We start from the raw sequence: 26505 nt of genomic DNA on the forward strand, positions 1-26505 counted from the left end.
TTATAGGGTAAGCGTTTACATTGAGGTTATGTTACGGGAAAGCTCGGCAGATTCAAGGATAAGGGCTAACGGGTTAACGCAAATGTGATGCAGGTTTGCCTTGCTGATGACAAAGTTACACACAGCCGTCGCGGTGAATGAAACGGCAGCGGGTAAATTCACACCTTTGGTTACACTTTGCGATTAGCTGTTGCGAATGTTCGCTGGTTTCCCCGTTCACTGCATTGATATTCTGGTTATCCCAGAGGTATTGATAGGTGGAGTCGACTTCACGTTGACCACTTTAATTACACCAGCCTGCGCAGATGCGCAGGTTTTTTTTTGCCCGTAGCCCATCAGCCCCGGCGGACGGGCGTTTTCATTCTGCGTGTTCCGGGGCGTGTGCCGTTCACGGCTGTTCCGTACGCCCCGACGATGTTCTCTGCGCCCAGCGCGCCACTCAAAATCGACAGTTGTCGCGCCGCTATCCGCCGCTGTTACAGTTAGCGAAAATGGTAATAACTGGTTGCACTTAGGCTCATTCCCTTGCGTTTTAACGCTGGCGTCGCGGGGCCAAAAAACCGCACAATCAGGGTCCCAGAGGTATTGATAGGTGAGTTTTTTAAGTACGCATTTCGTACTGATTATCTTGCACCGGCCTGCGCAGATGCGCAGGTTTTTTTTATTGTGAAAATTCTCCCCCACACTGCTTTCAAACGCCTTCTCGTGTAACCTTCAATGACTTAATAACCGGTTAGATGGAGTTGTTATGCTTTTGGCATTTTTCAGGCTGCTGTTCAAAGGAATGTACCGGGTCAGGTTGACCGGTGACACGCAGGCTCTGCATGGCAAAAAGGTCCTCATTACCCCGAACCACGTCTCTTTCCTTGACGGGGTCCTGCTGGCGCTGTTTCTTCCCGTTCGCCCGGTCTTTGCGGTGTACGCCTCCATCAGCCAGCGCTGGTTTATGCGCGCGCTGTCGCCGATTATCGACTTTGTTCCCCTCGATCCGACCAAACCGATGTCGATTAAGCACCTCGTGCGCCTGATTGAGCAGGGGCGGCCGGTGGTTATCTTCCCGGAAGGACGCATCTCGGTGAGCGGATCGCTGATGAAAATCTACGATGGGGCCGCGTTCGTTGCCGCGAAGTCGCAGGCCACCATTGTTCCGCTGCGTATCGAAGGCGCCGAGCTGACGCCGTTCAGCCGCCTGAAAGGGCTGGTCAGACGCCGCCCGTTCCCGCGCATCCGCCTCCACCTGCTGCCGCCGACGCATCTGCCGATGCCGGAAGCGCCGCGGGCCCGCGATCGCCGCAAAATTGCCGGCGAAATGCTGCATCAGATAATGATGGAAGCGCGGATGGCGGTGCGTCCGCGGGAGACGCTGTATGAGTCTCTGCTGGCGGCGCAGGACCGTTTCGGCGCGCGGAAAAACTGCGTGGAAGATATTAACTTCCAGCAGGATACCTACCGCAAGCTGCTGACCAAAACGCTGTTTGTCGCGCGAATTCTGGAAAAATACAGCGCGCAGGGCGAAAAAATTGGCCTGATGCTGCCGAACGCCGGGATCAGCGCGGCGGTGATTTTTGGCGCGATAGCGCGCGGGCGTATTCCGGCGATGATGAACTATACCGCCGGGGTAAAAGGCCTGAGCAGCGCGATTACCGCCGCTGAAATCAAAACCGTGTTCACCTCCCGCACCTTCCTCGATAAGGGCAAGCTCTGGCACCTCCCGGAGCAGCTAACCCAGGTGCGCTGGGTATTTCTTGAGGATTTAAAAGGCGACGTCACCACCGCCGACAAGCTGTGGATCTTCAGCCATCTGCTAATGCCGAAGCTGGCGCAGGTGAAGCAGCAGCCGGAAGATGCGGCGATCGTGCTCTTCACCTCCGGTTCGGAAGGCCACCCGAAGGGCGTAGTGCATAGCCACAAGAGCATCCTTGCCAACGTCGAGCAGATTAAAACTATCGCCGATTTTACCGCCAACGACCGCTTTATGTCGGCGCTGCCGCTGTTCCACTCCTTTGGCCTGACGGTCGGCCTGTTCACGCCGCTGTTCACCGGAGCGGAAGTGTTTCTCTACCCCAGCCCGCTGCACTATCGCGTGGTGCCGGAGCTGGTGTATGACCGCAACTGCACGGTGCTGTTCGGCACCTCAACGTTCCTCGGGAACTATGCTCGCTTTGCCAACCCCTATGATTTTTATCGTCTACGCTACGTGGTAGCCGGAGCGGAAAAACTCCAGGACAGCACTAAACAGCTGTGGCAGGACAAATTTGGCCTGCGCATCCTCGAAGGCTATGGCGTAACCGAGTGCGCGCCGGTGGTGTCGATTAACGTCCCGATGGCGGCGAAGGTGGGCACCGTTGGGCGGATCCTGCCGGGCATGGACGCACGCCTGCTGGCGATGCCGGGCATTGAAGAGGGCGGTCGTCTGCAGCTGAAAGGGCCGAACATTATGAACGGCTATCTGCGGGTGGAAAACCCGGGCGTGCTGGAAGCGCCTGGGGCGGAAAACCAGCATGGTGAAATGGAGAGCGGCTGGTACGACACCGGGGATATCGTCACCTTTGACGAGCAGGGATACGTGCGTATTCAGGGGCGCGCGAAGCGTTTTGCTAAGATTGCCGGTGAGATGGTGTCGCTGGAGATGGTTGAGCAGATGGCGCTGGCGGTCTCCCCCGAGCGGATGCACGGGACGGCCATCAGGCAGGATGCCAGCAAAGGCGAGGCCTTAGTGCTTTTCACCACCGATAATGAACTGAATCGCGAAAAGCTGCTGCGCTACGCCCGTGAGCACGGCGTGCCGGAGCTGGCGGTTCCGCGCGACATTCGCTGGCTGAAGCAGCTGCCGGTTCTCGGCAGCGGCAAGCCGGACTTTGTCACCCTTAAAAGTATGGTTGAAGAGACGGAACATTCTGATGAGTGAGTCAGTACACACTAACAATTCGCTGTACTCGAAGGGGATGATGGCGGTTATCTGCGCCCAGTTTTTGTCGGCATTTGGCGATAACGCGCTGCTGTTTGCGACCCTCGCGCTGATGAAGCAGCAGTTCTACCCGGAGTGGAGCCAGCCGGTGATGCAGATGCTGTTTGTGGGCGCTTACATTCTCTTTGCGCCATTTGTCGGGCAGTTTGCCGACAGCTTCGCCAAGGGACGGGTGATGATGGTCGCCAACGGCATGAAGCTGGTTGGCGCCGGCTGTATCTGCTTTGGCGTGAATCCGTTTCTCGGCTACACCCTGGTCGGGATCGGCGCGGCCGCCTACTCCCCGGCGAAGTACGGCATTCTGGGCGAGCTGACCACCGGCGATAAGCTGGTGAAGGCCAACGGCCTGATGGAATCCTCGACCATCGCCGCAATCCTGCTGGGCTCGATGGCGGGCGGCATCCTCGCGGACTGGCACGTGCTGGCGGCGCTGGCCCTCTGCGCGCTGGTCTACGGCGGTGCGGTGGTGGCGAACCTGTGGATCCCCAAACTGCCGGCGGCCCGTCCCGGACAATCATGGCGCTTTACGCCGATGACCCACAGCTTCTTCAGCGCCTGTAAAACGCTGTGGCGCAACGGGGAGACGCGATTTTCGCTGGTGGGAACCAGTCTGTTCTGGGGCGCTGGCGTAACGCTGCGCTTCCTGCTGGTGCTGTGGGTGCCGGTGGCGCTGGGGATTTCTAATAACGCGATGCCAACCTATCTGAATGCGATGGTGGCGGTGGGGATCGTGCTGGGCGCGGGCGCGGCGGCGAAGCTGGTGACGCTGCAAACGGTCTCCCGCTGCATGCCTGCCGGGATTCTGATTGGCGTCGCGGTGATCTTCTTTACTCTTCAGCATGCGCTTCTGCCGGCGTTTGGTCTGCTGCTGCTGCTCGGCGTGTTCGGCGGCTTCTTTATCGTGCCGCTTAACGCCCTGCTGCAGGAGCGAGGAAAACATACCGTTGGCGCGGGCAACGCGATAGCGGTGCAAAATCTCGGCGAAAACGTCGCCATGCTGCTGATGCTGGGGTTCTACTCGATGGCGGTCAAGGCGGGCATACCGGTGGTTGGCATCGGGGTGGTCTTTGGCGCGATATTCGCGCTGGCCATCGCCGCCCTGTGGCTTTGGGGACGGCGGCGCTAGCGAGTCTTGCGCTTAGCGGGCTACGGCGTTGTCCCTGCCGTAGCCCGGAGAGGCCGTTTACGGCGCCGGATAGGTATAAACCCGGTGCACCGCTTCAATCTCTGCCAGCACCTCTTCGCTTAACTCAAGATGCAGGCTTTCCACGTTGGTCTTCAGCTGCTCCAGCGAAGTGGCGCCGAGCAGCGTGCTGGCGACAAACGGCTGGCGGCGCACGAAGGCCAGCGCCATTTGGGCCGGATCGAGGTTATGCCGTTTGGCGATATCGACGTATGCCGCGACGGCAAGCTGCGTCTGCTCGCCGCTGTAGCGCGTAAAGCGGCTGAACAGCGTGTTGCGCGCGCCGGCCGGCTTCGCGCCGTTGAGATACTTGCCGGTCAGCGTGCCGAATGCCAGGCAGGAGTAGGCCAGCAGCTCCACGCCTTCATACTGACTCACTTCCGACAGCGCAACTTCATAGCTGCGGTTCACCAGGCTATACGGGTTCTGGACGGTGACGATGCGCGGCAGGTCGTGCTTATCCGCAAGGTGCAGGTAGCGCATTACGCCAAACGCCGTCTCGTTGGAAACGCCGATGTAGCGGATTTTGCCGGCGCGCTGGAATTCGGTGAGCGCTTCCAGGGTATCCAGCAGGGTGACCACCGGCGCGGAGTCGGTCCAGGTGTAGCCCAGTTTACCGAAGCAGTTGGTCGGGCGCTGCGGCCAGTGAACCTGGTAAAGATCGAGATAATCGGTCTGCAGACGCTTCAGGCTATCATGCAGCGCGTCGCGGATATTTTTGCGATCCAGGACGTGGTTCGGGCGGATGCTGCTGTCGTTGTTACGCGCAGGGCCGCTGACTTTGGAGGCGATAACCAGCTTTTCGCGGCTGCCGTGTTTCGCCAGCCAGTTGCCGACGTAGGTTTCCGTCAGCCCCTGAGTTTCCGGGCGCGGCGGGACGGGATACATTTCAGCGACGTCTATCAGGTTGATGCCCTGGCTGACAGCGTAGTCGAGCTGTTGGTGAGCGTCGGCCTCGCTATTCTGTTCACCAAAGGTCATAGTGCCCAGCCCCAGCGTGCTGATTTCGAGAGAACTGTGTGGGATACGGTGATACTGCATAGCCGGCTTCCTTTTTTATCGACAAGGTCAGGCTTTCCCCGACAAAGGAGTATCAAAATGGCAGAGGGGAGGAAAAAGAGGAAGTAAAAAGATCAAAAAAGCCGGGCTGGTGGGGTCCGCAGGCTGCTGCAGCGGACGTATCAGGTTTACCCGACTCTTTTCTCAACACCGTGATTTGTTGCAGAGGACGCGTTGCCAGGCGATTGCCGGCAGGCGGTTAGCCGCGGCAATCTTTAGCGCTTAATAATCTGTGAAACGTCGTCACGATTGATCTGCATTTTATTACCCTGCTGATCTTCGTAGCTGATAAGACCGGTATCGTCGTCAACCGCCGGCTTGCCGTCGGTCAAAATCATGCGTCCGTCTTTTGTCGCCATAACGTAATCGCTGCTGCAACCTGAAACCGAGAAGGCCAGTCCTACGGCGGAAATCAACACTGCCCATTTTTTCATCGTTAACACCTCTACTTGATGGTCGCACCTCACACCAGTGTATTAATAGCCTGATTTGTGAGACATAAAAAGCAGTAAAGTCTTAAAAAAGATTGCAGCCCAGGTTTGGGCTGCATTTTTGCGGGCTACAGCGGATTTTTTTTATTACGCAGCAGGTTGAGGCTTTCGACGGCAATCGAGAAGAACATCGCAAAGTAGATGTAGCCTTTCGGGATATGGATACCGAAGCTTTCGAGCATCAGGGTGAAGCCAACCAGAATCAAAAACGCCAGCGCCAGCATTTTCACCGACGGATGGCGGTCAACAAAGTCGCCAATCGAGCGGGCGGCAAACATCATCACCAGCACCGCGATAACCACCGCGGCCATCATGATGAACAGATGGTCCGAGAGCCCAACGGCGGTGATCACCGAATCAAGGCTGAAAATGATATCCAGCAGCATAATCTGCACGATGGCGCCCATAAACGAGTGGACGTTGGTCTTCGGCCCTTCCTCTTCCCCCTCGATCGATTCGTGGATCTCTTTACTGGCCTTCCAGATAAGGAACAGCCCGCCGAGCAGCAGGATCAGATCGCGGAAGGAGATGTCGTGGCCGAACGCGCTAAACAGCGGGTTGGTCAGCTTAACGACCCAGGCGATGGAGGCCAGCAGCCCAAGACGCATCAGCATTGCGCCCATCAACCCGATGCGTCGCGCGTGGGCGCGCTGGGCGGTGGGCAGTTTGGCAACAACCAGAGAGAGAAAAATAATATTATCGATCCCGAGTACGATTTCCAGCAGCGTCAGCGTACCCAGCGCCAGCCAGGCGTTAGGATCGGTTATCCATGCAAATAACATTGTTCAAAGTCCTGCAAAAAAGAAAGTCGCAATTATATGCAACCCGGCGGGCAGAACAAAAAATTAATCGTGGTTAAGCAGAAAATGACGGGCCAGCAGGGCGGCGGTAAAGTTTTTCTTCAGGTAGAAACCGCGCGGCAGGGTGAGGATCGGTTCGCCGTGCGCGCCGATAGCCTCGGTTAAGGCTTTACTGTTGGCGGCTTTCGGGCGCAGCTGCAGCACTTCGCCGTGGCGGGCGGTAATGCGTTCGACCTGGCCCAGGACGATCAGATCCATTAACTCTTCCCAGTCCATCCGCAGCTGACGATCCTCCTCTTCGCTGGGGGTCCAAAGCAGCGGCGCCCCGACCCGACGCTGGGCGAGCGGGATCGCGCGATCGCCCTCTACCGGCACCCACAGCACGCGCTTGAGCTTATGGCGAACGTGGCTGCTCTCCCAGGTGACGCCGCTGTTGCCGGTGAGCGGAGCGACGCAGACAAAGGTGGTTTCCAGCGGCCGTCCCTGAGCGTCGACGGGGATCGTTTTCAGCTCGACGCCCAGCGCGGCGAAATCCTGCTCGGGCTTACTTCCGGCGCTGGCGCCCAGCCAAATCTCCAGCAGGATGCCCGTCCAGCCTTTATCGCGCTTCAGATCGCGCGGAATCGGAATCCCCGCCAGCGCGGCCAGCTCGCCCAGCGAATAGCCCGCCAGCCGCTGGGCCTGGGCTAAAAGCTGCTGCTGGGTTTGCGGCGGTGCAAGCAGGGGCGAGAGGGCTGGCATAAGATGAAACCTCTGGTTAAAAAATGAGCGCTATTTTTGTGCGTTGTGGATAGAGTTTACCTTTTCCTGGGTAAGTATGACAATTTGATGATTCATATGACTTTTTTTTTGCTTTTTTGCCGCTAAAAAAATTACCGCAGCGGGTTTTCCAGAACTGGTCACTGGCAATGAACAGGATCTTACACCATGTTATCCACAGAAAAGTGGGATAACTGGGGAAAAGCCTCACTACTGTTTCCATTTACAGCCTTGACGTGCGACGAAAATCGAATTTTTAGACAAAATATGCCCGATGAGCTGGCGTAATCTGTGGATAAAACCGACATTGTTCGATCTTTCATCAGTTCCAGGATTGCATGTGTGATGATCATCACGTTATGCTGTAATTTATGAAAATAATACATTCTAACTTAATGAATATAATGCCATTATTAAATATGGCTACAGGTAAGCGCTTCGGACTACTCCGGGTTTTCCCTGGGTAATTCCATACTTCTTCACAACTCTATCCACAGAAAAAGTGAATAAAATGGCGCTGCGATAGCTGACGCTGTTTATAACTCTGCTGATAACTGTGAGTTATTCAAATGTTATTCGTGAGCCGTGTGGCAACAGAGTGGTTTACCGTTTCCAGCGAGTGTGAAACAATCGTTCACATTGAAGATTATTTTGAGGTAGTCCGGTGATTGATGACGATGGCTACCGCCCAAATGTCGGTATTGTAATCTGTAATCGCCAGGGCCAGGTTATGTGGGCCAGACGCTATGGTCAGCACTCGTGGCAGTTCCCGCAAGGGGGCATTAATCCAGGAGAATCAGCCGAGCAGGCAATGTATCGGGAATTGTTTGAAGAGGTTGGGCTAAGTCGTAAAGATGTCCGCATTCTGGCCTCTACCCGTAACTGGTTACGTTACAAATTGCCTAAACGTTTGGTGCGTTGGGACACGAAGCCGGTTTGTATCGGCCAGAAACAGAAGTGGTTTCTTCTGCAGTTGATCGGCAGCGATGCGGAAGTCAATATGCAAACCAGCAGCACGCCCGAGTTCGACGGCTGGCGCTGGGTAAGCTACTGGTATCCGGTTCGTCAGGTGGTATCGTTTAAGCGCGACGTTTACCGCCGGGTGATGAAAGAGTTCGCCAGCGTCACCATGTCGCTGGCCGAAACCGCACCTAAGCCGCAAAGCGCGCCTGCATATCGACGTAAAAGAGGTTAAGCCACGCACATTATGCTCACTCGGTTACGAGAAATCGTCGAGAAGGTCGCGAGTGCGCCGCGTTTAAACGAGGCGCTGGATATCCTGGTCACGGATATCTGCAAAGCGATGGAAACGGAAGTCTGCTCGGTTTATCTGGCCGATCACGACCGACGCTGCTATTACCTGATGGCGACTCGCGGGCTGAAAAAACCTCGCGGGCGCACCGTTGCGCTCGCTTTTGACGAAGGCCTCGTCGGCCTCGTCGGGCGCCTTGCGGAGCCCATCAACCTTGCCGATGCGCATAAACACCCCAGCTTTAAATACATTCCGGCCGTAAAAGAGGACCGCTTCCGCGCTTTTCTTGGCGTGCCGATTATCCAGCGCCGTCAGCTGCTGGGCGTGCTGGTGGTGCAGCAGCGCGAGCTGCGTCAGTTTGATGAAAGCGAGGAGTCCTTCCTCGTAACCCTGGCGACGCAGATGGCCGCCATTCTCTCCCAGTCGCAGCTGACCGCGCTATTTGGCCAGTATCGCCAGACGCGGATCCGCGCGCTGCCCGCCTCATCGGGGGTGGCAATCGCCGAAGGCTGGATGGACGTCAGCCTGCCGCTGATGGAGCAGGTGTACGAAGCCTCGACGCTGGACACGGCTTCCGAACGCGAGCGCCTGACCGGCGCGCTGGAAGAGGCGGCCAGCGAGTTTCGTCGCTACAGCAAGCGCTACGCCGCCGGGGCGCAAAAAGAGACGTCGGCTATCTTCGACCTCTATTCCCACCTGCTTTCAGACGCGCGCCTGCGCCGCGAACTCTTTGCGGAAGTCGACAAAGGGGCCGTCGCCGAGTGGGCGGTGAAAAAAATTATCGAGAAATTCGCCGAGCAGTTTGCGGCGCTCAGCGACGGCTATCTTAAAGAGCGGGCCGGCGATCTGCGCACGCTCGGCCAGCGGCTGCTGTTTCATCTTGACGACACCACCCAGGGGCCAAACACCTGGCCGGAGCGGATCGTTCTGGTCGCCGACGAACTCTCGGCGACGACGCTGGCGGAGGTCCCTCAGGACAGGCTGGTAGGCGTTGTCGTGCGGGACGGGGCGGCAAACTCGCATGCCGCCATCATGGTGCGCGCGCTGGGGATCCCGACGGTGATGGGAGCCGATATTCAGCCTTCACTGCTGCATGGCCACACCCTGGTGGTGGACGGCTACCGCGGCGAGCTGCTGGTCGACCCGGAACCGGCGCTGCTGAAAGAGTATCAGCGCCTGATCAGCGAAGAGAACGAGCTCAGCCGCCTGGCGGAAGACGATCTTGAGCGCGCCTCCGAGCTGAAAAGCGGCGAGCGGGTGAAGGTCATGCTGAACGCCGGCCTGAGCCTCGGCCATGAAGAGAAGCTCGGCGGCTTTATTGACGGTATCGGCCTGTACCGCACTGAAATTCCCTTTATGCTGCAGAGCGGCTTTCCGTCGGAAGAGGAGCAGGTTGCCCAGTATCAGGGCATGCTGCAGATGTTTAACGAGAAGCCGGTTACGCTGCGCACCCTCGACATCGGCGCCGACAAGCAGCTGCCCTATATGCCGATCAGCGAAGAGAATCCGTGCCTCGGCTGGCGCGGGATCCGCATCACGCTCGATCAGCCGGAGATCTTCCTTATTCAGGTGCGGGCGATGCTGCGCGCGAATGCCGCCACCGGCAACCTCAGCATTTTGCTGCCGATGATCACCAGCCTCGATGAGGTCGACGAGGCGCGCCGTTTGATCGACCGCGCCAGCCGCGAAGTTGAAGAGATGATTGGCTACGCCATTCCGCGCCCGCGCATCGGCGTGATGCTGGAAGTGCCGTCGATGGTCTTCATGCTGGCGCAGCTCGCCAGCCGCGTCGATTTTATCTCCGTCGGCACCAATGACCTGACGCAGTACATCCTCGCCGTCGATCGCAACAATACCCGGGTGGCGAATATGTACGACAGCCTGCATCCGGCGGTGCTGCGGGCGCTGGCGATGATTGCCCGCGACGCCGAACGTTTCGGCATCGACCTGCGTCTTTGTGGCGAAATGGCCGGGGATCCGATGTGCGTCACCATTCTGATTGGCCTTGGCTATCGCCACCTGTCGATGAACGGCCGGTCGGTAGCAAGGGTCAAATACCTGCTGCGCCGCATTGACATCGAAGAGGCCCAGGAGCTTTCCCGGCGTAGCCTGGAGGCGCAGATGACGACGGAAGTTCGCCATCAGGTTGCGGCCTTTATGGAGCGTCGAGGGCTGGGCGGCCTGATCCGCGGCGGCCGCTAGTTCTGCCAGGGCGCCTGCGCCGCTGTTCGCTCATTCCCGGCCCAAAGGGGCGCCGCGCGCCGCCTGCCGGGAATGTACCGCCGCTTATTCGCATTCGTATACATATCTTTTACATGCCCGGCGCGGATCGCGCCTGGCGCTTATGCTATCATTCGCAACCTTTGGAGCGCCCGTTTTCTGCGAGTGCGCAAGATCACCGCTGTCCACTTCCAGCGGAATAACAAGTCTTTATGGTGACAGATGAATAGTGGCTACCTGCATTTTCCGGATTTTGATCCGGTAATCTTTTCCGTTGGGCCAGTCGCCCTTCACTGGTACGGCATGATGTACCTGGTCGGGTTTGTTTTTGCGATGTGGTTAGCCACCCGTCGGGCCAATCGTCCTGGCAGCGGCTGGACTAAAAACGAAGTTGAAAACCTGCTCTATGCCGGGTTCCTCGGGGTCTTCCTCGGCGGCCGTATCGGCTACGTCCTGTTCTACAACCTGCCGGTGTTTTTGCAGGATCCGCTCTATCTGTTCCGCGTCTGGGACGGCGGCATGTCGTTCCACGGCGGACTGATCGGGGTGATTCTGGTGATGATCATCTTCGCCAAACGCACCAAGCGCACCTTCTTCCAGGTTGCTGATTTCATTGCGCCTCTGATCCCGTTTGGCCTCGGCGCCGGTCGTCTGGGCAACTTCATTAACGGCGAGCTGTGGGGCCGCGTCGATCCGAGCTTCCACTACACGATGATCTTCCCCGGCTCGCGGGCGGAAGATATGGCGCTGCTGCCTTCACACCCGGAGTGGCAATCGCTGTTCGACACTTACGGAGCCCTGCCGCGACACGCCTCGCAGCTGTACGAGCTGGCGCTGGAAGGTATCGTGCTGTTCCTGATCCTGAACCTGTTTATCCGCAAACCGCGCCCGACCGGCTCGGTCTCAGGCCTGTTCCTGATCGGCTACGGTCTGTTCCGTATCATCGTTGAATTCTTCCGCCAGCCGGATCAGCAGTTCACCGGCGAATGGGTCCAGTACATCAGCATGGGGCAGATTCTTTCGATTCCAATGGTGCTTGCGGGTATCATTATGATGGTCTGGGCGTACCGCCGTCGTCCGCAGCAACAAACTTCTTGAGGAACCATGAAACAGTATCTTGATTTGATGCAGAAAGTGCTCGCCGAGGGCACGCAAAAAAATGACCGCACCGGTACCGGCACGATTTCCATTTTCGGCCATCAGATGCGTTTTAACCTGCAGGAAGGATTCCCGCTGGTGACGACCAAGCGCTGTCATTTACGCTCCATCATCCATGAACTGCTGTGGTTCCTGCAGGGTGACACCAACGTGGCGTATCTGCACGAAAACAACGTCACCATCTGGGATGAATGGGCGGATGAAAAGGGCGATCTGGGGCCGGTATACGGCAAACAGTGGCGCTCCTGGCCTGCGCCGGACGGCCGCCATATCGACCAGATTAGCACCGTGATGGAGCAGCTGAAAAACGACCCGGACTCGCGCCGGATCATCGTTTCAGCGTGGAACGTCGGCGAGCTGGATAAAATGGCGCTGGCGCCATGCCACGCGTTCTTCCAGTTCTACGTTGCGGACGGCAAGCTCTCCTGTCAGCTCTATCAGCGCTCCTGCGACGTGTTCCTCGGCCTGCCGTTCAACATCGCCAGCTATGCGCTGCTGGTACATATGGTGGCGCAGCAGTGTGACCTGGAAGTGGGTGATTTTGTCTGGACCGGTGGGGATACGCACCTCTACAGCAACCACCTTGAGCAGACCGACCTGCAGTTGAGCCGCGAGCCGCGTCCGCTGCCGAAGCTGGTGATTAAGCGCAAACCGGCGTCGATTTTTGACTACCGCTTTGAAGACTTTGACATCGAAGGCTACGATCCGCACCCGGGAATTAAAGCGCCGGTGGCGATTTAATTTCGCGGCTATCTCGCGGTAAGCCGGGCCTCGGCCCGGCGCATCCATGCCGGTCAGTTAATCCACTGACCGGCATTTTTTTTGCCCCAGCGGCGATAATCAACGCTGAGCGGAGTGCCTCTTAACTCTCGGCTATAACGCGCGTTGCGCCGGCTTTTCCTCGCGGATTTCTCGGGTCGGCCGCCGGAGAGCGCGTTTTGTCCGCCGCCGCTTTTGCTCGCCTGCTTCCTGATTTTCTGCAACCTCCTGTAAATCTGCCGATACTCTTCGACGCGCTGCGCTAACGGCGGATTTGCCTCTCGTACCTGAGGCGGGTCATCCCCATACTCGGCGTATGAACAGACAACGTGGCTATACCCTTATTGAAACCCTGGCGACGCTGGCGCTGGTGATGATTCTTGGTACCAGCGGGATGTTCGGCTGGAAGAGCTGGCAGCAGCAACAGCGCCTGTGGCAAACCGCCGTTCAGGTCCGCGACTATCTGGTGCTGCTGCGCGATGACGCCAACTGGCACAACCGCGATCGGCTGCTGAGCGTTGGGAAGGCGGAGCAGGGCTGGTGCCTGAGCGCCGCTGATACGCCGGCCGACTGCGCGGCGCAGGGACCCTTTACGCTGCGCCCGCAGTGGCCCGAAGTCTCGCTGGCTAACATCACGCCGGGCCTGGGCTTTTACGGCCTGCGCAACAGCGCCTGGGCCGGACATATCCGTCTGCAAAACGCCGGTGATGGCTGGAATATCATTGTCTCTAACTGGGGGCGCATCCGCCTTTGTCGCGGTATGGAGACTGCATCATGTCTGTAGACGCGCGAGGATTCTCGCTGCCGGAGACGCTGATTGCGATGGCCATTGGCTCCGTTTTGCTCCTCGGAACCGCGCGCTTTCTGCCCGCTCTGCAGCGGCAGGTGCTGAAGCAGACGCAGCAGCACTTCCTCGATAACGAGCTCTGGCAGCGGCTGTACACGGTTGCGAAGCATCTGCAGCGCGCCGGCTACTGTCGCGGCAGCTGCGTTGGGCAGCCGCTGCAGATTGCCGGCAGCGGCGATTGCGTCATTGTCCGCTGGGACAGCGCGAGCGACGGCGTCTGGAATACCTCGCCGGAGGCGATGTCCGATGCCACGGGGTTTCGGTTACGCAATGGCGCGCTCGAAACGCGGCGCGGCGCGACCCGCTGCGCTGAGCAAGGCTGGGAGCGCATGACTAACCCCAGCGCCATCGAGGTGACCCGCTTTCAGGTTAAGCGCCTCGATATTACCGGCTTCGCCCCGGAGCTTAGCATCGTGCTGGCCGCGCGCTCGACGGTAGATCCCCGCATCACGGCGCAGGCGGAATACAGCGTAACGGGGTATAACCTGTGAACCGTCAGCGCGGGCTCTCTTCGCTGCTGATGGTGCTGCTCCTGCTGGCGCTCGGCAGCCTGCTGCTGCAGGGGCTCAACCAGCAGCAGCGCTCGCTGCTGACGCAAACCGCCGGCGAAACCCGGTCGCTGCGCGAGACCGCTGGCGCGCACTCAGCCCTGCAGTGGGGGAAAACGCTAACCTGGTCAGCGCAGGAGGCGCAGGCGTGTCGACGGTCGGGCGCCGAAGGCTGGCTCGTCTGTCTGCGGGTATTTAGCGATGCGTCAGCGCTGCTGATCGCCGCCAGCGGCCGCGTGCTGCTGTGGCACTCTGGCCGGGTTGAGCAGGGAAGCGTGCGCTTCTCGCCCCACGGCTGGAGCGATTTCTGCCCGCTGAAGGAGCCGAGCCTATGTCAGATACCCTGAGCCGCCAGCGGGGCTTTAGCCTGCCGGAAACGATCCTCGCAACGGCGCTGCTGGTGATGGTTATCACCGCCCTGAGCGGCTACCAGCGGGGGCTGGCCGGCGGCTTTATTCAGCTAAACCAGTATCGTCAGCTGTGGCGAGATGCGTGGCGCTATGGTCAGCTCAAGCCGCCAGAATCCCCGGCAGGCGGGAGCGTCACCCGCTTGCAGACATCGACAGCAAGATGTGTCAGCATCACGGTAACGATCACCATGCCGCTGGAAAAGCGGGTACAGATGACCCGGCTGCACTGCCCGGTCAGCCAGTAGTCAGGAGCGAATATGTTAAGGGTGTACCACTCAAACCGTCTGGACGTACTTGAAGCGCTGATGGAGTTTATCGTCGAGCGCCAGCGGCTGGACGACCCTTTCAAGCCGGAGATGGTGCTGGTGCAAAGTACCGGCATGGCGCAATGGCTGCAGATGACGCTGGCAAAACGCTTCGGCATTGCCGCCAATATCGACTTTCCGCTCCCGGCGAGCTTTATCTGGGATATGTTTGTGCGCGTGCTCTCCGATATCCCCGGTGAAAGCGCGTTTAGCAAACAGAGCATGAGCTGGAAGCTGATGACCCTGCTGCCGCAGCGCCTGGATGACGAAGCCTTCGCCCTGCTGCGCCACTACCTCAGCGACGACAGCGACAAGCGTAAGCTATTTCAGCTGGCAGCCAGAGTGGCGGATCTCTACGACCAGTATCTGGTCTATCGTCCGGAATGGCTGATGCGCTGGGAAGCCGACGAGCGCGTTGACGGCCTCGGAGAGGCCCAGCAGTGGCAGGCGCCGCTGTGGAAAGCGTTAGTCGAGCATACCGCCGAGCTGGGGCAGCCGCTGTGGCACCGCGCCAACCTGTACCAGCGTTTTATCAGCGCGCTTGAGACCGCGGATGAGCCGCCGGCCGGGCTGCCGTCGCGGGTCTTTATATGCGGCATCTCGGCGCTGCCGCCGGTCTACCTGCAGGCGCTACAGGCGCTCGGCAAACACGTTGATGTTTATGTCCTTTTCACCAACCCGTGCCGCTACTACTGGGGGGATATTAAAGATCCTGCTTTTCTGGCTAAGCTGATGTCGCGCCAGCGCCGTCACCATCGCGAGCCGCGAGAGCTGCCGCTATTTCGCGATACAGAGCAGGCTCCCGGCCTGTTTAACAACGACGGAGAGCAGGATGTCGGCAATCCGCTGCTGGCCTCCTGGGGCAAGCTGGGACGGGACTACATCTATCTGCTGGCCGGGCTGGAGCGTTACGAAGAGCTGGACGCATTCGTGGATATCGCCCCGGATAACCTGCTGCATAACCTGCAGTCTGACATTCTCGAGCTGCGCAACGCGGCGGTGGCCGGGCGTACGGCGCAAGAGTTTGCCCATAGCCGCAGCAAGCGCCTGCTGGCCCCGAACGACCGCAGCCTCAGCATTCACGTTTGCCATAGCCCGCAGCGCGAGGTGGAAGTGCTGCACGACCGGCTGCTGGCGATGCTGGAGGAGAACCCCGACCTCACGCCGCGCGACATTATCGTGATGGTGGCGGATATCGACAGCTACAGCCCCTACATACAGGCGGTGTTTGGTGCAGCCAGCGGCGAGCGCTGGCTGCCGTGGGCCATCTCGGACCGCCGCGCGCGTGAATCGCACCCGGCGCTGCAGGCGTTTATTACGCTCCTTTCCCTGCCCGACAGCCGCTTTGCCAGCGAAGACGTGCTGGCTCTGCTGGATGTCCCGGTGCTGGCGGCACGATTTAACATCGATGAAGAAGGGCTGCGCTACCTGCGCCAGTGGGTCAACGAATCCGGCGTGCGTTGGGGCATGGATGACGATAACGTGCGCGAGCTGGATCTCCCCGCCACCGGGCAGCACACCTGGCGCTTTGGCCTGACGCGGATGCTGCTCGGCTACGCGATGGATAGCAGCCAGGGCGAATGGCAGTCGGTGCTGCCGTACGATGAGTCCAGCGGGCTGATTGCCGAACTGGTGGGTAACCTGGCGTCGCTGCTGATGCAGCTCAACCTCTGGCGGCGCGGCCTGGCGCAGGAGCGCCCGCTGGCGGAGTGGCTGCCGGTTTGTCGCGATCTGCTCGACGACTTCTTCCTGCCCGACAGCGAAACGGAAGCCGCGCTGGCGCTGATTGAACAGCAGTGGCAGGCGGCGATCGGCGAAGGGGTCCAGGCGCAGTATGCGCAGACGGTGCCGCTCTCTTTACTGCGCGATGAGCTGGCGCAGCGCCTCGATCAGCAGCGCATCAGCCAGCGTTTCCTCGCCGGGCCGGTCAACATCTGTACCCTGATGCCAATGCGCTCTATTCCATTCAAAGTCGTCTGTCTGCTGGGGATGAATGACGGCGTTTACCCCCGCGCCCTGGCGCCGCTAGGCTTTGACTTAATGAGCCAGAAGCCGCAGCGCGGCGACCGCAGCCGTCGCGATGATGACCGCTACCTGTTCCTGGAAGCGCTGATGTCGGCCGAGCAGAAGCTCTATATCAGCTATATCGGCCGTTCAATCCAGGACAACAGCGAACGCTACCCGTCGGTGCTGGTACAGGAGCTGGCTGATTATATCGGCCAGAGCCACTGCCTGGCGGGCGATGAGGAGCAGGACTGCGACGCCAGCGAGCGGCGGGTCAAAGCGCATATTACCCATCTGCATAGCCGCATGCCCTTCGATACGGCCAACTTCCGCGACGATGAAGATCAAAGCTACGCCCGGGAATGGCTGGCCGCCGCCAGCCAGCAGGGGGAGGCGCACGGCGACTTTATCCAGCCGCTGCCGGCGGCGGAAATCGAAAGCCTGCCGTTTGAGCAGCTGCTGCGCTTCTGGCAGCATCCGGTTCGCGCCTTCTTCCAGCAGCGGCTGCGGGTCAACTTCCGCGCCGAGGAGAGCGAGATCCCGGACGATGAGCCGTTCACCCTCGAAGGGCTGAGCCGCTACCAGCTCAATCAGCAGCTGCTGAATACGCTCATTGAACAGCAGGATGCCTCGGTGATGTACCGCCGCTTCCGCGCGGCGGGCGAGCTGCCCTACGGCGCCTTCGGCGAACTGGCCTGGGAGACTCAGCGCCAGGAGATGCAGAACCTCGCGGAACGGGTGATCGCCAGCCGTCAGCCGGGACAAAGCATGGAAATCGATCTGCAATGTAACGGCGTCAACATTACCGGATGGCTGCAGCAGGTACAATCTGACGGCCTGCTGCGCTGGCGGCCTTCGCTGCTCAGCGTGGCGCAGGGAATGCAACTTTGGCTGGAGCACCTTGTCTACTGTGCTAGCGGCGGAACCGGCACCAGCCGTCTGCTGGTGCGCAAGGAAGGCGAATGGCGTTTCCCACCGCTGGCGCAGGAGCAGGCGAAGGCCTATCTTGATGAGCTGGTTGACGGCTATCTGCAGGGCATGTCAAAACCGCTGCTGCTGCTACCTGAAAGCGCGGGGGCATGGCTAAAAGCCTGTTATGACGCTGAAAAGGATGTCATGTTAATGGACGACGAGACGCAACAAAAAGCGCGCAGCAAGTTTGTACAGGCGTATGAAGGCAATATGGTGATTAGCGGTGAGGGTAGCGATGTCTGGTACCAGCGCCTGTGGCGCACCCTTGAGCCTGCTTACTATGACGAAATCATTGCTCAGGCGCAGCGTTATCTGTTGCCGGTATTTCGTTTCCATCAGTCCGAATAAAATTGTAATAGTATAAAAATTGCGCAGATGACGGCTCTTCAATTATCATGCGCAACCAATCACGGACTGATGTTTTTATCAACGCTGGCTCTGCACAGCGAAAAGTTTGTTAATGATGAGGTCCGTGAATGCCCCGTAGTTTATGGTTCAAGGTTATTGTAGTGCTGGCTGCCCTTTGGGCACCGTTAAGTCAGGCAGATACCGGATGGCAGCCCGTTCAGGAAACCATCCGCAAAAGCGAAAAAGATCCGCGTCAGTATCAGGCTATTCATCTCGATAACGGCATGATCGTTCTGCTGGTCTCCGATCCGCAGGCGGTAAAATCACTCTCGGCGCTGGTAGTGCCGGTGGGGTCGCTGCAGGACCCGGAAGAGCATCAGGGCCTGGCGCACTTCCTCGAGCACATGACGTTAATGGGCTCGAAGAACTATCCGCAGCCAGATAGCCTCGCAGAGTTCCTGAAAATGCACGGCGGCAGCCACAACGCCAGCACCGCGCCGTATCGCACCGCCTTCTATCTCGAAGTCGAGAACGACGCGTTGGACGGAGCGGTCGATCGCCTCGCGGATGCCATTGCCTCTCCGCTACTGGATAAAAAATATGCCGACCGTGAGCGTAATGCGGTCAACGCCGAGCTGACCATGGCGCGGACCCGTGATGGGATGCGCATGGCTCAGGTGAGCGCCGAAACCATAAACCCGGCGCACCCGGCGGCGCACTTTTCCGGCGGTAACCTTGAAACGCTGAGCGACAAGCCTGGAAAACCGGTGCTTGATGCGCTGCATACCTTCCGCGACAGCTGGTACTCAGCTAACCTGATGAAGGCGGTCATTTACAGCAATAAGCCGCTGCCGGAGCTGGCGAGCATTGCCGCCAAAACCTACGGCCGGGTGCCAAATCATAATATCGACCGGCCGGTGATTACCGTTCCGGTGGTGACCGATGCGCAAAAGGGCATCATCATCCACTACGTGCCGGCGATGCCTCGCAAGGTGCTGCGCGTTGAATTCCGCATCGATAACAACAGCGAGCAGTTCCGCAGCAAGACCGACGAGCTGGTGACCTATATGATCGGCAACCGCAGTCCGGGGACATTATCTGACTGGCTGCAGAAGCAGGGCCTGGTGGAAGGTATCCGCGCGGACTCCGATCCGGTGGTGAACGGCAACAGTGGGGTGCTGGCCATTTCCGCAACCCTGACCGATAAGGGCCTGGCACATCGCGATGAGGTTGCGGCGGCCATTTTCAGCTACCTCAACCTGCTGCGCACCCAGGGCATCGATAAGCGCTATTTCGACGAGCTGGCGCATGTCCTGGCGCTCGACTTCCGCTATCCCTCAATCAACCGCGATATGGACTACGTTGAATGGCTGGCGGACACCATGATCCGCGTGCCGGTTGAGCATACTCTCGACGTGGTGAATATTGCCGATCGCTACGATCCGCAGGCGATTAAAGACCGCCTGGCGATGATGACCCCGCAAAACGCGCGAGTGTGGTATATCAGCCCGCAGGAGCCGCATAACAAAACGGCCTATTTCGTCAATGCGCCGTATCAGGTCGATAAAATCAGCCCGCAGACCTTTGCCGACTGGCAGCAGAAAGCCAGCGCGATTGACCTTAAGCTGCCGACGCTGAACCCCTATATTCCTGACGATTTTACGCTGATCAAAAGCGATAAAGCCTATCCGCATCCGCAGCTGATCGTCGATGAGCCGACCCTGCGGGTGGTCTACGCCCCGAGCCAGTACTTCGCCAGCGAGCCTAAGGCCGACGTGTCGCTGGTGCTGCGTAATCCGCAGGCCATGGACAGCGCCCGCAGCCAGGTGATGTTTGCGCTGAATGACTACCTGGCGGGAATTGCCCTCGACCAGCTCAGCAACCAGGCCGCGGTGGGAGGCATCACTTTCTCTACCGGCGCCAACAACGGGCTGATGGTCAACGCCAACGGCTACACCCAGCGGCTGCCGCAGCTGTTCACCGCGCTGCTGGACGGCTATTTCAGCTACGCCCCGACCGAAGAGCAGCTGGAACAGGCGAAATCCTGGTACGCGCAGATGATGGACTCGGCGGATAAAGGCAAAGCGTACGATCAGGCGATTATGCCGGCCCAGATGGTATCGCAGGTGCCTTACTTCCAGCGTGAAGAGCGCCGGGCGCTGCTGCCGTCGATCACTCTCAAAGAGGTTCTGGCCTACCGTGACAACCTGAAAGCGAAAGGGCGTCCGGAGCTGCTGGTGATTGGCAACCTGACCGCCGGGCAATCCACCGATATGGCTCGCCAGATCCAGCAACAGCTGGGTTCAGACGGCAACGAATGGTGCCGCAATAAAGACGTGCTGGTGAACAGCAAGCAGCTGGCCATTTTTGAGAAAACCGGCAGCAGCACCGACTCGGCGCTGGCCGCGGTCTTTGCGCCGCCCAATATCGATGAGTACAGCAGCTCCGCCGCCAGCTCTCTGCTCGGGCAAATTATCCAGCCGTGGTTCTATAACCAGCTGCGTACTGAAGAACAGCTGGGCTATGCGGTGTTCGCGTTTTCGATGAACGTCGGCCGCCAGTGGGGCGTCGGCTTCCTGCTGCAAAGCAGCGATAAGCAGCCCGCCTTCCTGTGGCAGCGCTTCCAGGCCTTCTTCCCGACGGCGGAAGCAAAGCTGAGGGCGATGACCCCGGAAGAGTTTGCGCAAATTCAGCAGGCGACGATCGCCCAGATGATGCAGGCGCCGCAAACGCTAGGCGGTGAAGCCTCGCAGCTGAGCAAAGATTTCGATCGCGGTAATATGCGCTTCGATTCACGTGATAAAGTAGTGGCTCAGATTAAACTGCTGACGCCGCAAAAGCTTGCCGACTTCTTCCATCAGACGGTGGTGGATCCGCAGGGCATGGCGATATTATCCCAGGTATCCGGTAGCCAGAATGGTAAAACCGATTACGCCCTGCCGCAGGGCGGCAAAGTCTGGGAAAACGTCAGCGCATTGCAGAAATCCTTACCCCTGATGCGAGAGAATGAATGACCGAAACCGCCGAGCCTCTTGACCCCCTGCGCTTGCCCCTGACGGGCGAGCGCCTGATAGAAGCCTCTGCGGGCACCGGAAAAACCTTTACCATCGCGGCGCTGTACCTCCGGCTGCTGCTGGGGCTGGGCGGAGAATCCGCCTTTCCCCGGCCGGTAAGCGTGGAGGAGCTGCTGGTGGTGACCTTCACCGAGGCGGCGACCGAGGAGCTGCGCGGCCGTATCCGCAGCAACATCCACGGGCTGCGTATCGCCTGCCTGCGCGAAACGGCTTCCGACCCTCTCTACGCCGCGCTGCTGGCGGAAATCCCGGACAAAAACCAGGCCGCACAAACGCTGATGCTGGCGGAGCGGCAGATGGACGAAGCGGCGGTGTTCACCATCCACGGCTTCTGCCAGCGCATGCTCAGCCTCAACGCGTTTGAGTCCGGCATGCTCTTCGAACAGCAGCTGATCGAGGACGAATCCCGGCTCCGCTATCAGGCCTGCGCCGATTTCTGGCGCCGCCACTGCTACCCGCTCCCGCGCGAAATAGCCGCGGTTATCCACGAAGCCTGGAAAGGCCCGCGCGATCTGCTGAAATCCCTCGACCGCTGGCTGCAGGGCGAAGCCCCGCAGCTTAAATCTCCGCCTGCACAGGAGGAGACGCTGGCCGAACGCCATCAGCAAATCATCGAGCGCATTGACGCGGTGAAGCAGCAGTGGCGCGAGCAGGTGGGCGAGATTGAAAGCGTGCTGGAAAACTCCGGCCTCGACCGGCGTAAATTCAACCGCGGTAACCAGGGGAAGTGGATCGAGAAAGTCAGCCTCTGGGCGCAGGAAGAGACCCTGAGCTACCGGCTGCCGGAGGCGCTGGAGAAATTCTCCCAGCCGTTCCTCTATGAACGCACCAAAGCGGATGGCGAACCGCCGGTTCACCCGCTGTTTAGCGCGATTGAGGCGCTGCTCTCTGCGCCGCTGACCCTGACCGATCTGCTGATCGCCCGGGCAATGGTGGAGATCCGCGAAGCGGTGGCGCGCGAAAAGCGTCGCCGCGGAGAGCTCGGTTTTGATGATATGCTCAGCCGCCTCGACGATGCGCTGCGTAGCGAAAGCGGCGAAGCGCTGGCCAGCGCTATCCGGCAGCGTTTTCCGGTAGCGATGATCGATGAGTTCCAGGATACCGACCCGCAGCAGTACCGTATTTTTCGCCGCATCTGGCGGCGGCAGCCGGAGACGGCGCTGCTGCTTATCGGCGATCCCAAACAGGCTATTTACGCCTTTCGCGGCGCGGACATCTTTACCTATATGAAGGCGCGCGGCGACGTTGCCGCGCACTACACGCTGGATACCAACTGGCGCTCCGCTCCGGGAATGGTGGAGAGCGTCAATCGCCTGTTCAGCCTCAGCGATAATCCGTTTATGTTCCGCGAAATCCCGTTCCTACCGGTAAAGTCGGCGCCGAAAAACCAGCATCTGCGCTTCACCGTTGACGACGATGCGGTTCCGGCAATGAATATCTGGCTGATGCCGGGGGAAGCGGTGGGCGCGGGGGATTATCAAACCTTTATGGCCCAGCTCTGCGCTTCGCAGATCCGCGACTGGCTTAGCGCCGGCCAGCAGGGGCGGGCGCTGCTGTGGCGCGACGATTGCGCCCGGCCGGTGCAGGCTTCCGATATCACGGTGCTGGTGCGTAACCGCCAGGAGGCGTCGCTGATCCGCGATGCGCTGCAGGCCCTGGCCATTCCGTCGGTCTATCTCTCCAACCGCGATAGCGTATTTGAAACGCCGGAAGCGCAGGAGCTGCTGTGGGTACTCCAGGCGGCGCTGGCGCCCGAACGCGAAAACACGCTGCGCAGCGCGCTGGCGACCTCGATTTTCGGCCTGAACGCCCGCGATATTGAAAACCTCAACAAGGATGAGCGCGCGTGGGATGCGCTGGTGGAAGAGTTTAGCGACTACCGCCTCATCTGGCGTCAGCGCGGGGTGATGCCGATGCTAAGAGCGCTGATGACCGCCCGACATATTGCCGAAAACCTGCTGGTGACGAGCGGCGGCGAGCGGCGCTTAACCGATATCCTGCATATCAGCGAACTGCTGCAGGAAGCGGCCAACCAGTTGGAGAGCGAGCATGCGTTAGTGCGTTGGCTGACGCAGCGCATCGCCGAGCCGGACAGCAACGCCTCCAGCCAGCAGATGCGCCTGGAAAGCGATAAGCATCTGGTGCAGATCGTCACCGTACATAAATCGAAAGGGCTGGAATACCCGCTGGTGTGGCTGCCGTTTATCGCCCGCTTCCGCAAGCAGGATCAGGCGTTTTATCACGATCGCGACTCCTTTGCGGCGGTGCTCGACCTTGAGCAGAATGAGGGGAGCCTCGAGCTGGCGGAGGCGGAGCGTCTGGCGGAAGATTTACGCCTGCTGTACGTGGCCCTGACGCGAGCGGTCTGGCACTGCAGCCTCGGCGTGGCGCCGCTCAGCACCCGGCGCAGCGACAAGCCGGGCGACAGCGATTTTCACCACAGCGCCCTGGGGCGCCTTCTGCAGGGAGGCGAAGCGATGGACGCTGCGGGGCTGACGGCCCGTCTGCAGGCGTTCTGCTGCGCGGATATTGCGCTGCAAACCCCCGGCGTTGCCGATCGGCAGCCCTGGCAGGCACCGCAGGAGGCGCTGCCGCCCCTGTCGGCGCGGATGCTGGGACGTTCAATCGTCGATGACTGGCGGGTTACCAGCTACTCCGGGCTACAGCAGCATGGCCACAGCCCGGCGCAGGATTTACTGCCCCGTCTTGACGTTGACGCCGCCGGGGTGGGGGAGGTGGCGGAAGAGCCGCAGCTCATCCCGCATCAGTTCCCGCGCGGGGCGTCGCCGGGGACATTTTTGCACGGCCTGTTTGAAGATCTCGACTTTACCCAGCCGGTCCCCGCCGACTGGATGGCGGAAAAGCTGCGTTCCGGCGGATTTGCTGAACAGTGGACGCCGGTGCTGACCCAATGGCTGGATGATGTGCTGCGCACGCCGCTACCGGGCGCCGATATCGCGCTGAATCAGCTCACTGCAGCGGATAAGCAGGTTGAGATGGCGTTTTATTTACCCATTGAAGCCCCGCTGGATGCGCAGCGCCTGGATGCGCTGGTTCGCCGCTACGACCCGCTTTCGGCCCAGTGCCCGGGGCTTGATTTCCGTCAGGTTCGCGGAATGCTGAAAGGGTTTATTGACCTCGTGTTTCGGCATAACGGCCGCTACTACCTGCTGGATTACAAATCCAACTGGCTGGGGGACGATCGCGAAGCCTACACCCGGCAGGCAATGGCGCAGGCGATGTGCACGCACCGCTATGATTTACAGTACCAGCTCTACAGCCTGGCGCTGCACCGCTATTTACGCCATCGCGTTGCTGACTATGACTATGAGCGCCATTTTGGTGGCGTCATTTATCTCTTTTTACGCGGAATGGACGGGCAGGACGGAGGGCAGGGGATATTTACCACGCGCCCTGAGCGGCCGCTGATCGACGGCCTGGACGCCCTCTTTGCCGGCGAAGTTCAGGAGATCGCTTCATGACCATGGATGAGCTGCTGCTTGAGGCAGCAAACCAGCGTTTGTTACGTCCGCTTGACGTCCAGTTTGCGCTGATGGTCGCTCGGGATGCGCATCCGGCGGTGAGGCTGGCGGCGGCGGTGCTGAGCCGCGACGCCGGCGAAGGGCACGTCTGCCTGCCGCTCTCGCGCCTTGCCGCTGACGACGTGCTGAGCGGCAAGGTCGCCGCTCTGCGCGAGCAGCTGCTGGCGCAGGCCGGTGCGCCCGATGACTGGTCGGCGCTGCTGCTCTCGTCAGCGGCGGTGAGCCGCGGGGAGCGCCCGACGCCGATGATCCTCTGCGGCGAACGGCTTTACCTTAACCGCATGTGGCGCAACGAGCTAACCGTCGCGCGCTTTTTTAACGAAGCCAATCAGGTGCTGAGCGTGGATGAAACGCGCCTGGCGTCGACGCTGGATGCGCTCTTCCCGGCCGGGGACGATATTGACTGGCAGAAGGTGGCGGCGGCGGTGGCGCTGACCCGGCGGATTTCGGTTATTTCCGGCGGTCCAGGCACCGGTAAAACGACTACCGTCGCCAGGCTGCTGGCGGCGTTGATTCAGACGACGGATACGCCCCGCTGCCGCATCCGCCTGGCGGCGCCCACCGGCAAAGCCGCCGCGCGCCTGACCGAGTCGCTGGGAAGCGCGCTGCGCCAGCTGCCGCTGACGGATGAGCAGAAGGCGCTGCTGCCCACAGAGGCCAGCACCCTGCACCGCCTTCTTGGCGCGCAGCCGGGCAGCCAGCGTATGCGCTATCACGCCGGTAACCCGCTGCACCTCGACGTGCTGGTGGTGGATGAAGCCTCGATGATTGACCTGCCGATGATGGCTCGCCTGATTGACGCCCTGCCGGCGCACGGTCGGGTGATTTTTCTCGGCGACCGCGATCAGCTGGCGTCGGTGGAGGCCGGCGCGGTGCTGGGGGATATTTGCGCATGGGTGAGTGCGGGCTATACCGCCGAGCGCGCGGCGCAGCTAAAGCGGCTGACCGGCCTGCCGGTGCCTGCCGGCGAGGGCGAGGCGGCGGGTGCCCTGCGCGACAGCCTGTGCCTACTGCAAAAAAGCTATCGTTTTGGCAGCCACTCCGGCATCGGTAGCCTGGCCCGGGCGGTGAACGCCGGCGATCGGCATGGGGTCAAGACGACCCTGCGTCAGCCTTTCGACGACATCGTGCTGCGCCCGCTAAGCACCACCGAGGAGTATGAAGCGATGCTGACGCAGGCGCAGGCCGGCTACGATCGCTATCTCCGGCTGCTGCGCGAGCGGGCGGATCCGGAGGCGGCGATCGCCGCTTTCGGCGAGTTTCGGCTACTGTGCGCCCTGCGCGAGGGGCCCTACGGCGTCAGCGGGCTGAACGAACAGCTGGAGCGGATGCTCAATCGTAAGCGGGCTATTGCGCTGCCGCGGCATTCGCGCTGGTATGAGGGCCGGCCGGTGATGATCTCGCGTAACGATAGCGCGCTGGGGCTGTTTAACGGTGATATTGGCATTGCGCTGGAAAGGGGAGACGGGCTTCGCGTCTGGTTCCCGATGCCGGATGGCAGCATTAAGTCGGTGCAGCCCAGTCGCCTGCCGGAGCACGATACCGCCTGGGCGATGACGGTGCATAAATCCCAGGGCTCGGAGTTTGACCACGCGGCCCTGATTTTGCCTTCCCGCAGCGTGCCGCTGGTGACGCGTGAGCTGGTGTATACCGCGATAACCCGCGCCAAACGGCAGCTGTCGATTTATGCCGATGAGCAGGTGCTGACTCAGGCTATCGTGGCGCGCACCGAACGGCGCAGTGGGCTGACGGATATCTTCGCCAGCGGCGGGTAGCCTCGGCAGTTCAACTGCTTCCTCTTTGCCA

At 60.1% G+C, this 26505-nt stretch carries 18 protein-coding genes; 14 read left to right on the plus strand and 4 right to left on the minus strand.

Going from position 1 to position 26505, the window contains the following annotated elements:
• Positions 1 to 748: 748 nt before the first annotated feature.
• Positions 749 to 2908 (plus strand): bifunctional acyl-ACP--phospholipid O-acyltransferase/long-chain-fatty-acid--ACP ligase, encoded by a 2160-nt coding sequence (aas, locus tag HCK03_RS04790; RefSeq protein WP_167691204.1) that lies wholly within the window; start codon positions 749 to 751, stop codon positions 2906 to 2908.
• Positions 2901 to 4094: a lysophospholipid transporter LplT gene (lplT, locus tag HCK03_RS04795; protein WP_076945948.1), complete on the plus strand. Its 1194-nt coding sequence runs from the start codon at positions 2901 to 2903 to the stop codon at positions 4092 to 4094. Before aas ends, lplT begins: the two co-directional genes overlap by 8 nt.
• A gap of 57 nt (positions 4095 to 4151) precedes the next feature.
• Here the strand turns inward: lplT and HCK03_RS04800 are convergent, their stop codons facing one another.
• The 4 genes from HCK03_RS04800 to mutH form a co-directional block, all read right to left on the minus strand.
• Entirely contained in the window at positions 4152 to 5192 is a 1041-nt protein-coding gene (locus HCK03_RS04800) for an NADP(H)-dependent aldo-keto reductase (RefSeq protein ID WP_041147039.1), read from the minus strand.
• A gap of 233 nt (positions 5193 to 5425) precedes the next feature.
• Positions 5426 to 5644: a YgdI/YgdR family lipoprotein gene (locus tag HCK03_RS04805; RefSeq protein WP_004867116.1), complete on the minus strand. Its 219-nt coding sequence runs from the start codon at positions 5642 to 5644 to the stop codon at positions 5426 to 5428.
• A 125-nt stretch (positions 5645 to 5769) separates the two neighbouring features.
• Positions 5770 to 6483, minus strand: a complete 714-nt coding sequence (locus HCK03_RS04810) for a TerC family protein (RefSeq protein WP_041147038.1) — start codon at positions 6481 to 6483, stop codon at positions 5770 to 5772.
• A 63-nt stretch (positions 6484 to 6546) separates the two neighbouring features.
• Positions 6547 to 7242, minus strand: a complete 696-nt coding sequence (gene mutH, locus HCK03_RS04815) for a DNA mismatch repair endonuclease MutH (RefSeq protein ID WP_076945949.1) — start codon at positions 7240 to 7242, stop codon at positions 6547 to 6549.
• Between the two features lie 682 nt (positions 7243 to 7924).
• Here mutH and rppH point away from each other — a divergent pair.
• The 12 genes from rppH to recD all read left to right on the plus strand — a co-directional run bounded on the left by rppH (position 7925) and on the right by recD (position 26474).
• The gene (gene rppH / locus HCK03_RS04825) at positions 7925 to 8455 is read left to right on the plus strand and encodes an RNA pyrophosphohydrolase (RefSeq protein WP_041147036.1); all 531 of its coding nucleotides are present in this window, start codon (positions 7925 to 7927) and stop codon (positions 8453 to 8455) included.
• A gap of 12 nt (positions 8456 to 8467) precedes the next feature.
• Positions 8468 to 10714: a phosphoenolpyruvate--protein phosphotransferase gene (gene ptsP / locus HCK03_RS04830; protein ID WP_041147035.1), complete on the plus strand. Its 2247-nt coding sequence runs from the start codon at positions 8468 to 8470 to the stop codon at positions 10712 to 10714.
• Between the two features lie 240 nt (positions 10715 to 10954).
• The gene (lgt, locus tag HCK03_RS04835; RefSeq protein WP_041147034.1) at positions 10955 to 11830 is read left to right on the plus strand and encodes a prolipoprotein diacylglyceryl transferase; all 876 of its coding nucleotides are present in this window, start codon (positions 10955 to 10957) and stop codon (positions 11828 to 11830) included.
• Between the two features lie 6 nt (positions 11831 to 11836).
• Positions 11837 to 12631, plus strand: a complete 795-nt coding sequence (gene thyA, locus HCK03_RS04840; protein WP_045857434.1) for a thymidylate synthase — start codon at positions 11837 to 11839, stop codon at positions 12629 to 12631.
• A gap of 334 nt (positions 12632 to 12965) precedes the next feature.
• Positions 12966 to 13433, plus strand: a complete 468-nt coding sequence (locus HCK03_RS04845) for a prepilin peptidase-dependent protein (protein ID WP_041147031.1) — start codon at positions 12966 to 12968, stop codon at positions 13431 to 13433.
• Positions 13424 to 13987 carry a prepilin peptidase-dependent protein gene (locus HCK03_RS04850; protein WP_167691205.1) on the plus strand — a complete coding sequence of 188 codons (564 nt, stop codon included), beginning with the start codon at positions 13424 to 13426 and terminating at the stop codon, positions 13985 to 13987. The genes HCK03_RS04845 and HCK03_RS04850 overlap by 10 nt, the downstream gene beginning before the upstream one ends.
• Positions 13984 to 14391 carry a DUF2509 family protein gene (locus HCK03_RS04855; protein WP_167691206.1) on the plus strand — a complete coding sequence of 136 codons (408 nt, stop codon included), beginning with the start codon at positions 13984 to 13986 and terminating at the stop codon, positions 14389 to 14391. Before HCK03_RS04850 ends, HCK03_RS04855 begins: the two co-directional genes overlap by 4 nt.
• Positions 14376 to 14699: a prepilin-type N-terminal cleavage/methylation domain-containing protein gene (locus HCK03_RS04860; protein WP_115191986.1), complete on the plus strand. Its 324-nt coding sequence runs from the start codon at positions 14376 to 14378 to the stop codon at positions 14697 to 14699. The genes HCK03_RS04855 and HCK03_RS04860 overlap by 16 nt, the downstream gene beginning before the upstream one ends.
• 12 nt (positions 14700 to 14711) lie before the next feature.
• Positions 14712 to 18083 (plus strand): exodeoxyribonuclease V subunit gamma, encoded by a 3372-nt coding sequence (recC, locus tag HCK03_RS04865; protein ID WP_135184039.1) that lies wholly within the window; start codon positions 14712 to 14714, stop codon positions 18081 to 18083.
• A gap of 128 nt (positions 18084 to 18211) precedes the next feature.
• Positions 18212 to 21097 (plus strand): pitrilysin, encoded by a 2886-nt coding sequence (gene ptrA / locus HCK03_RS04870; RefSeq protein ID WP_167691207.1) that lies wholly within the window; start codon positions 18212 to 18214, stop codon positions 21095 to 21097.
• Positions 21094 to 24639, plus strand: coding sequence for an exodeoxyribonuclease V subunit beta (gene recB, locus HCK03_RS04875; protein WP_206110935.1), 3546 nt, complete (start codon positions 21094 to 21096; stop codon positions 24637 to 24639). The genes ptrA and recB overlap by 4 nt, the downstream gene beginning before the upstream one ends.
• Positions 24636 to 26474 (plus strand): exodeoxyribonuclease V subunit alpha, encoded by a 1839-nt coding sequence (recD, locus tag HCK03_RS04880; RefSeq protein WP_115191989.1) that lies wholly within the window; start codon positions 24636 to 24638, stop codon positions 26472 to 26474. Before recB ends, recD begins: the two co-directional genes overlap by 4 nt.
• Positions 26475 to 26505 lie beyond the last annotated feature (31 nt).

Origin of the sequence: Klebsiella terrigena (genome assembly GCF_012029655.1) — a bacterium.
Taxonomy (GTDB): Bacteria; Pseudomonadota; Gammaproteobacteria; order Enterobacterales; family Enterobacteriaceae; genus Klebsiella; species Klebsiella terrigena.